Source organism: Thermophilibacter sp., from assembly GCF_966187215.1.
Genome location: NZ_CBIFYV010000055.1, coordinates 53,130 through 60,137, shown reverse-complemented (window position 1 = coordinate 60,137; position 7,008 = coordinate 53,130). Strand labels below are relative to the sequence as shown.

The following is a 7,008-nucleotide window of genomic DNA, read 5'->3' as shown; positions in this document are numbered from 1 at the left end:
CAAAAAACAACCCCCCCTTAGAAAATATTAACACAACCAAAAAGACGTGGGTGCGCTCCCCCTGTGGGGGGAGGGGCTGTCCGCCGGGGAAGGACTAGGAGCGGACGACCTCGGTCTCGGGCTCGGTGAGCGGGTTGGCCTTGTAGGTCTGCGTGCGCTCGTCATCGATCACGCCGGACCAGTTGAGGCCGAAGCAGAAGTCGTAGGTGTTGCCCTCGGAGTCCGTGTAGGGCTCCATGTCGCGCGGCACGTCCTCGAGCTGCTTGTAGACCTCGTCCATGCTTGCTGGCTGCTGGTGGGCAAGCACGCCGTACGGTTCGGACTGACCGGTGATGACACGTACGAACGCGGCGTCACTAATACCGGAGAAGCCGAACATCGGGTTCCTCCAGCCCATGAGGATCACGTCCGCGTACGGCTCGATCTCCGAGAAGACCATGGGCCGGTCGGCGTTGATAATGAGGATGAGCTTGGCGTCCTCGGGGAGGGCAGCCTTTGTCTGCATGACCAGGTCGAGCGACGCCTCGTTGAGCGCGTAGGTGGACTGACCGTACACCGAGCGGTTCTCATAGGTGCCAAACTCGTCCTCGGGGTTGAGGGACTCCTTGCGGACGTACTCGTTGTCGGCGGTGTAGGGACGATACTGAAGCGAGATGGGCCGATACGTGATGTTCTCGCCCGACAACCAGTTCTCGAGATCGTTGCCCTCGGCACCCTGGTAGGCGTCGTTGGGGTTCTCGATCTTGATGATCGCGAGTTTCACGTCCGAGAAATCCGTGCGGCGGATGATATCCGACTCCTGGTACTGGTTCTCGGTCTCGCCGTCGAACGGAGCGCCGGTGGGGTCTCCGACCTCGTCGGTCACGAGCGTGAAATTCTCGTTGAGCACGCCTTCGTCGAAGTCCAGATAGACCGAGGCGGGCTTGTTCACCGGATCAACGTTCTCCCACACCACCTGCGAGGGTGAGAAGGACAGGGGCACGTAGACCTTCGGCTTGTCGCCCAGACCAGCCTCCGAGATGGTCCCACCGGCGTTCTTGAGCATGACAACACACTTGTCGGAGGCATCGGCGCCAAACGCGGCGGCCGCTTCGCTCTCGAAGACCTCCTTGGCAGCCGTGCGGTCCGAATAGGGCTGGTCAAAGAGGTCGACCAAGATCTCGGTCCTAAAGAGCCTGCGGGCATTCTCGCGAAGGGTGGCGAGCGCCTGCTCCTCGCCCTGCTCATCCACCATAATCTGGTATGCCTCGGCGGCCACCTCGGGCTGGAAGCTTCCGCCGTGCTGAGAGATGCTGTTGTCCATCAGCTTGGCGAAGCGCTCGGCGACCGTGAGGTCCTTGACGCCGTTGGGTAGCGTCTCGAGGATGCCCCAGTCGGTGCAGAGCATGCCGTCATAGCCGAGGTTGCGCAAAATCGAGACATTGTGGTCCGAGTACGAGGAGCCCACGTACTCTCCGAGGGCGTCGGGCTCGTTGGGGTCATACGCGATGCCGTAGCAGGGCATCATGCCCGCAGCCTCACCCGTCTTGGAGTCGAGGTGCAGGCCGCCATCGAGAAACGGGATGAGGTGAGCGTTGAAGTTCGAGCCCGGGAACACGTTCCACTTCCCCGACTCGTAGTGGTCGCCGCGGCCACCTTCGGGGCTACCCTCGCCGACGAAGTGCTTGATCATGATTGCGCATGACTCACTGCCCCAGCCCTGATCGTCGGTCGCCTCGTCGTCACCCCACGTCGACTGCATTCCCGCGCCAAACGCCTTGACAAAGTCACGGTTGACGGCGGGGTCCTCGGAGACCGAGCCCGAGAGGCGCTCGCCCGTCGGCTCGGAGTAGACGTCGATCTGGGGGCCGAGCTCGAGGCGAATGCCCGCGGAGCGCCAGGCGCGTGAGAGCCACATGCCCGCCTTGCGCCAGACGTCCGGGTCCATCGCCGCCGCCAGGCCGTAGACCGGCGGAATCTCAAAGGTGTAGTACGGGTCGGTCGAGTTAAGGTACGGGATGCCGTTCTTGCTCTTCTCGCAGACCTCCTGGACCTCGTTGATCCATGCGACATGCGTGCCGTAGGACTCGATGTCGGGCTGGAAGCGCGTGACGCCGGCGCGCGAGCCCGCCTCCAACCAATCCATGGCATCGGGGTCGTCGCCCGTGCCGGACGAGGCGCCACCATGGAACAGCAGCGGGAAGATATCCTCGGCGCTCAGACTGTCAGCGAGGGCGCGCGCTCGGTCGTCAACCGGCTGGCGCCAGTCCTCCCACAGGTCAAGCTTGCCGTTGCCGTTCATGTCACGGAACGCGTACCCGTCAACCTGGATGATGCGAGCCGTGTCCATAACGCCGATCTCGGGGTATCCCTCCGGGTTTGTGGCGCGCGTCCAGCCGTCTCGGAGGGTCTCGGAGCTCCACTTTGCCTTGATGTCAGTGCCGTCGGGGTCGATCGGGTAAGAGTCCGCCGACGGCGCGGCCAGCTCGCTCCCCGACGGGGCGCCCTGTTCGCTGCAGCCCGCGAGGCCCATGAGTCCCGCCGCGACGGCTGACGTGGCCAAAAAGCCCCTGCGTGTGATACCTCTCATGACTCCTCCTCTGTATTGCGCTCTCTGGGGACGGGGCGCGGCCGTCCGGAGGGCCGCGACGAGGCCCGCCCCCGCTGTCTCATCTCGCTAGCCGTAGAAGTCGAACTGGATGGTGTCGAAGTCGGCGATGCCAAAGTCTGCGGCGTTGCCCTCGAGAGTCGCCTGGTCAACGACCGTAAGTGCAATGTCACCGCTTGAGAGGTGCAGCGTGATCTCAGACTCCGTGCCCTCCCAGGTGCCCTCGTCCGAGGGCAGGTCGGCATGGGCCTCGAGCGGCTCCACGGTGCAGGTGCCGTCCTGCTCGAGGTTGATGTCGAGCATCTGCTCCTTGGCAGACGTGTTCCCATAGATCGTGTTCCCCGTCGTCGAGACCGAGCCACGCCACTGTCCCCAGTAGGCGGCAAACGCGTCGAATCCGCCCGACTGCGAGGTGGTGGCGTCGTCACCCGTGGTGTTCGGTGTGGCCGCCTGGCCACCGTCGCAGCCGATCAGCGGCGCGCTCAGTGCGCATGCAAGGGCGCCGACCACAAGGAACTGCTTCTTCATGACTTCTCCTCCCTGGGCATGCCCGCCGATATCGGACGAGCCCTCTTGTCGTGGCTCCATTCAAGTACGGTCCCGCCCCGGACCGGGAACTTTGACCTGAAACGTCCGCGGCGTGTCCTGTGTGGTCACGGGCGGGCGCCGAGCGACGGTAGTATCCCCGAGTCAGCTCCCGCAAGCGCACACATGAGGTACATATGGACTAACATCATGCTTGAACTACACGTCTGAGCTGCGGTTGGTTTAGATATCCCAGGCACATCAACCGGGAGCTGCCGCGACGCGAGGCGCCCCGCCCCACGTCCTGAAGTGTCATCAGCCCGTCCTGTCCGGTCGTCGGTCGACCCTCTTGGCCGTCCCCCGCACCGGCAGACGGTCATGTCGGGGCCGTAGGCGCGAAACGGTATGATCGAGAGGGGATGCTGGGGCCACAGGACCACGGGAAGAGACCGGGATGATTCACACGCTCATCGTCGAGGACGAGGCGGAGGAGGCAGAGCGCCTCATCAGCTACGTGCGTCGCTACGGAGAGGCCCACAACGAGACCTTCCAGGTCACCTGGCTCAGGTCTGCCATGGACATGCTCTCCGAGAAAGCGCGCTACGACCTCGTCCTGCTTGACATCAACCTGCCCGGAATCAACGGCATGGAAGCTGCGCAGCTCATGCGCCTCTTCGACGAGGTGACACCGATCGTCTTCGTGACCAACCTCGCCCAGTACGCGGTCAAGGGCTACGAGGTCGGCGCCACCGGTTTCATCGTCAAACCCGTGACCTGGGGCAACCTCTCGCTCAACCTCGACCGGGTGATGCGCTCGATCCGCCAGAACGCTGGTCGCTCCGTCATGGTACCCACCGAGGACGGGCTTCGCGTGGTCCCCCTCAGTTCAATCGTCTACGTGGAGGTAACGGGACACCGTCTCACCTACCATCTCGAGAGCGACGCGCAGCTCGAGACGCGCGGGTCTCTCGGCCAGCTCGAGGAGGAACTCGCCGGCGCGCCCGTCGTGCGCGTGGCCAAGAGTTGCATCGCCAACATGGACAAGGTCTCGCTCGTGCGCGGACAGGGCCTCCAAATGTCGAACGGCGAGGTGCTGCGCATATCACGATCTCGCAAACGCGAGGTATTGGACGCCGTAACGGACTACCTGGGTGGTCGCAGGTGAACACGTTTCTTGCGCAGTGGTGGTCACTCGAGCCGCTCGTGCAGCTGCTGGTGCCGCTGGTCCTTCTCTGTCTGCGATTGCCGAGACGCTCGCGCACCGCCCTACGCGCGGGTGCCGTGCTCGTCGCGCTGCTCGCCCTGACGGTCGCTCCGCTCGCGACAGGAGCCGTTACGGGACTGGGGACGCTTGAGTCCTTCGTGGTCTTCTCGGCGCTGCTCGCCGTCTTCGTTGGCGCGGTCCTCTTCGTCTTCGACGTGCGCCCGTGGACGGCGCTGTTCTGCGCCACCGCGGCCTACACGTTGCAGAACATCGCGAGCGGCGTCCTGCTGCTGACGAAGATGCTCGTCACTGGCCGAGCGCTCGCGATACCCGACGAGCCGGTCGCGAGCCTCATCACCGTCGGTGTGCCGCTCGCAGTCTACCTGGGCGGCTACTGGCTCTTCGTCCGTCGTGTCACCGTAAAGGGCCTGCTCGACGTCGAGAACCGCCTTATGCTCTCTATGTTCGCCGTCGTGGTCGTCACGGTCATCGGATTCGACATCCTCATCAAGAGCGTCACCCTCGTGGGCATCCCCTTCCGCTACCTCGTGCTGCTGCGCCTCGTGCACCCCATCGTCTGCGTGTTCGTACTCTTCGCCGAGTACGAGCTGCTCTACGCCAAGCACGCGGACGACGAGCGCGCCGAGACCGAGCGGCTGCTCGCCGAGCGCGAGCGCCAGTACCGCCTCTCCCGCGAGAACATCGAGGCCATCAACATCAAGTGCCACGACATCCGCCACCAGATCCGCCAGCTCGCCGACGGCGGCGCGGCCGTGGACGGCGCCGTGCTCGCCGACATCGCGCGCGAGGTTGACGTCTACGACTCGTCCGTCGAGACCGGCAACGAGGCTCTGGACACCATCCTCACCGAGAAGGGCCTCACCTGCTCGGGCGAGGGCATCGTGCTCACGGTGGTGGCCGACGGCGCGGCGCTCGGCTTCATGGCGCCGGCCGACATCTACGCGCTCTTTGGCAACGCGCTCGACAACGCGATCGAGGCCGCGCGCGCCGTGGCCGACCCGGAGCGGCGCGCCATCTCGATCTCGGTGCGGCGGCGCGGCAACATGGTGGCCGTGAGCGTGGAGAACTGCTGCGCCGCCGAGCCGCGCTTCTCCGCCGAGGGGCTGCCGCTCACCACCAAGGCCGACACGGCCAACCACGGCTTCGGCGTGCGCTCCATGCGCGCGATCGCGCGGCGCTACGGCGGCTCGCTGCACGCCGGGGCGCAGGACGGCGTCTTCTACCTCAACGTCCTTCTCGCCGACCCGCGCGCGTGAGTCAGCGGCACAGGCTCCATTTCCAGGCGGGAACCACATGCACGCGCCGACCGGAACCCAAGTCGACCTCCCCCTCCTCACGCAGCGAGATCACCGTGCCCTCGCTGAGCCCCGTTCGCTCCATCGCGGCCCCGAGCGATCCGAGCTCGCGATTGCGCGTCCTGGGAGACCCCATGCCCGCTGTTACCTGTATGAGCTCATAGGGCTCCGAAGCGAGGGCATCGCCAACGAGAAAGTCAACCTTCTCGCGACGTGCACCGGGCACCGTGTAGGACGTGACCGTCTCGGCCCTTCCCGATCCCGTCCTGCGAAGAAGCTCCGCGAAGACCGCCGTCTCGAGACGCTTTCCCAGATCCTGCTGGTTGGCTCGCGAGCAGGCGTACGCCATGCCCGCATCGACCGCATAGACCTTGCTCGCGGCCGTCGTGCTGGGCGCGAGCGACGTGGCGTACTCGGGTAGGAGCGTGAGCAGGTGGGCCTGGCAGAAGAGGCGCACCGTCTCGCTGACCGTCTCCCACGACGTCCGGTAGCCGACCGCCCGTAATGAGTCGACGAGGTTGTTGACGGACAGCTCGCAACCCGTGTTGCGAAGACCGAAGAGCGCGATCTGGTTGGCGAGCGCGATGCCCACCCGCTCGTAGCGCTCGACGACGTCCCGCGCCGTCACGTCGCGCAGATACGACTGAAGGAGCGCGATGCGTTCCCCCGCGCTCATGCGCTGAACGCCGGGAAAGCCTCCGATGACGAGGTAGCGGTCATAGGCGGCCTCGAGCTCGACCCGCACTTGCGGCGAGACCGCGCCCACGCGCGCGAGCTCGTCCGACGGAGGGGCCTCGACACCCTGGAAGGCGCAGAACTCCCGAAACGAGAGCGGGCCCAGCGGGTGCTCGAGCGAACGGCCGCGGAAGCGAGACGCGATCTCGTCAGCCGAGAGCTTCGAGGACGAACCCGTGATGACGAGCGTCACGCGCTCGTGCTCCGCGACACGCTGGCAGAAGCCCTGCCAGTCATCGGCCTCCTGGACCTCGTCGAGGAAGAGGTAGCAGCCCTCGCGACGCGCGACCGGCACCTGTCGCCACCACTCCTCGACCACGTCGGAAAGCAGCGTGGACGGGGCCGGGCGGAGCCTGTCGTCGGCAAAGTTGAAGTAGAGAATGCGATCGCGAGAGACCCCGGCGGCGAGCAGCCGATTGATGAGCTGAAACGCGAGGAACGTCTTGCCGCAGCGACGAATGCCGGTGATGATGTGGACGAGATTGAAGGGCGCGGGTTCGGGCAGGCTCCCCACCACGTCCGTGCGCTCGACGGTCTCGGGGATGACAAAGGCGCGCGCCTCCTGAACGAGGGCGGCGTAGTCCTGACTTGTCGGGGACATACGGCCTCCAAACTTCTCGTCGTTGACGAGAAGTTTAGCA

At 65.3% G+C, this 7,008-nt stretch carries 5 protein-coding genes; 2 read left to right on the top strand and 3 right to left on the bottom strand.

Translation table 11 applies throughout. From position 1 onward, the window contains the following. Nucleotides 1–94 precede the first annotated feature (94 nt). Complete coding sequence (locus tag ACWTSU_RS04955) at nucleotides 95–2,569, bottom strand: glycoside hydrolase family 3 N-terminal domain-containing protein (RefSeq protein WP_455138772.1); 2,475 nt, start codon at nucleotides 2,567–2,569, stop codon at nucleotides 95–97. An 87-nt stretch (nucleotides 2,570–2,656) separates the two neighbouring features. After that, nucleotides 2,657–3,115: a hypothetical protein gene (locus tag ACWTSU_RS04950; RefSeq protein WP_455138771.1), complete on the bottom strand. Its 459-nt coding sequence runs from the start codon at nucleotides 3,113–3,115 to the stop codon at nucleotides 2,657–2,659. Nucleotides 3,116–3,566: 451 nt separating this feature from the next. Between ACWTSU_RS04950 and ACWTSU_RS04945 the strand changes: the two genes are divergently transcribed. After that, nucleotides 3,567–4,277: a LytR/AlgR family response regulator transcription factor gene (locus ACWTSU_RS04945; RefSeq protein ID WP_455138770.1), complete on the top strand. Its 711-nt coding sequence runs from the start codon at nucleotides 3,567–3,569 to the stop codon at nucleotides 4,275–4,277. Further along, nucleotides 4,274–5,593: an ATP-binding protein gene (locus ACWTSU_RS04940; protein ID WP_455138769.1), complete on the top strand. Its 1,320-nt coding sequence runs from the start codon at nucleotides 4,274–4,276 to the stop codon at nucleotides 5,591–5,593. The genes ACWTSU_RS04945 and ACWTSU_RS04940 overlap by 4 nt, the downstream gene beginning before the upstream one ends. A gap of 1 nt (nucleotide 5,594) precedes the next feature. Here the strand turns inward: ACWTSU_RS04940 and ACWTSU_RS04935 are convergent, their stop codons facing one another. Then, nucleotides 5,595–6,968, bottom strand: coding sequence for an ATP-binding protein (locus tag ACWTSU_RS04935; RefSeq protein ID WP_455138768.1), 1,374 nt, complete (start codon nucleotides 6,966–6,968; stop codon nucleotides 5,595–5,597). Between the last annotated feature and the right edge of the window lie 40 nt (nucleotides 6,969–7,008).

Excerpts from the sequence above, each read along its gene's own strand:
- ACWTSU_RS04935 (WP_455138768.1), bottom strand. The coding sequence starts at position 6,968 with ATGTCCCCGACAAGTCAGGACTACGCCGCCCTCGTTCAGGAGGCGCGC.
- ACWTSU_RS04950 (WP_455138771.1), bottom strand. The coding sequence starts at position 3,115 with ATGAAGAAGCAGTTCCTTGTGGTCGGCGCCCTTGCATGCGCACTGAGC.
- ACWTSU_RS04945 (WP_455138770.1), top strand. The coding sequence starts at position 3,567 with ATGATTCACACGCTCATCGTCGAGGACGAGGCGGAGGAGGCAGAGCGC.
- ACWTSU_RS04955 (WP_455138772.1), bottom strand. The coding sequence starts at position 2,569 with ATGAGAGGTATCACACGCAGGGGCTTTTTGGCCACGTCAGCCGTCGCG.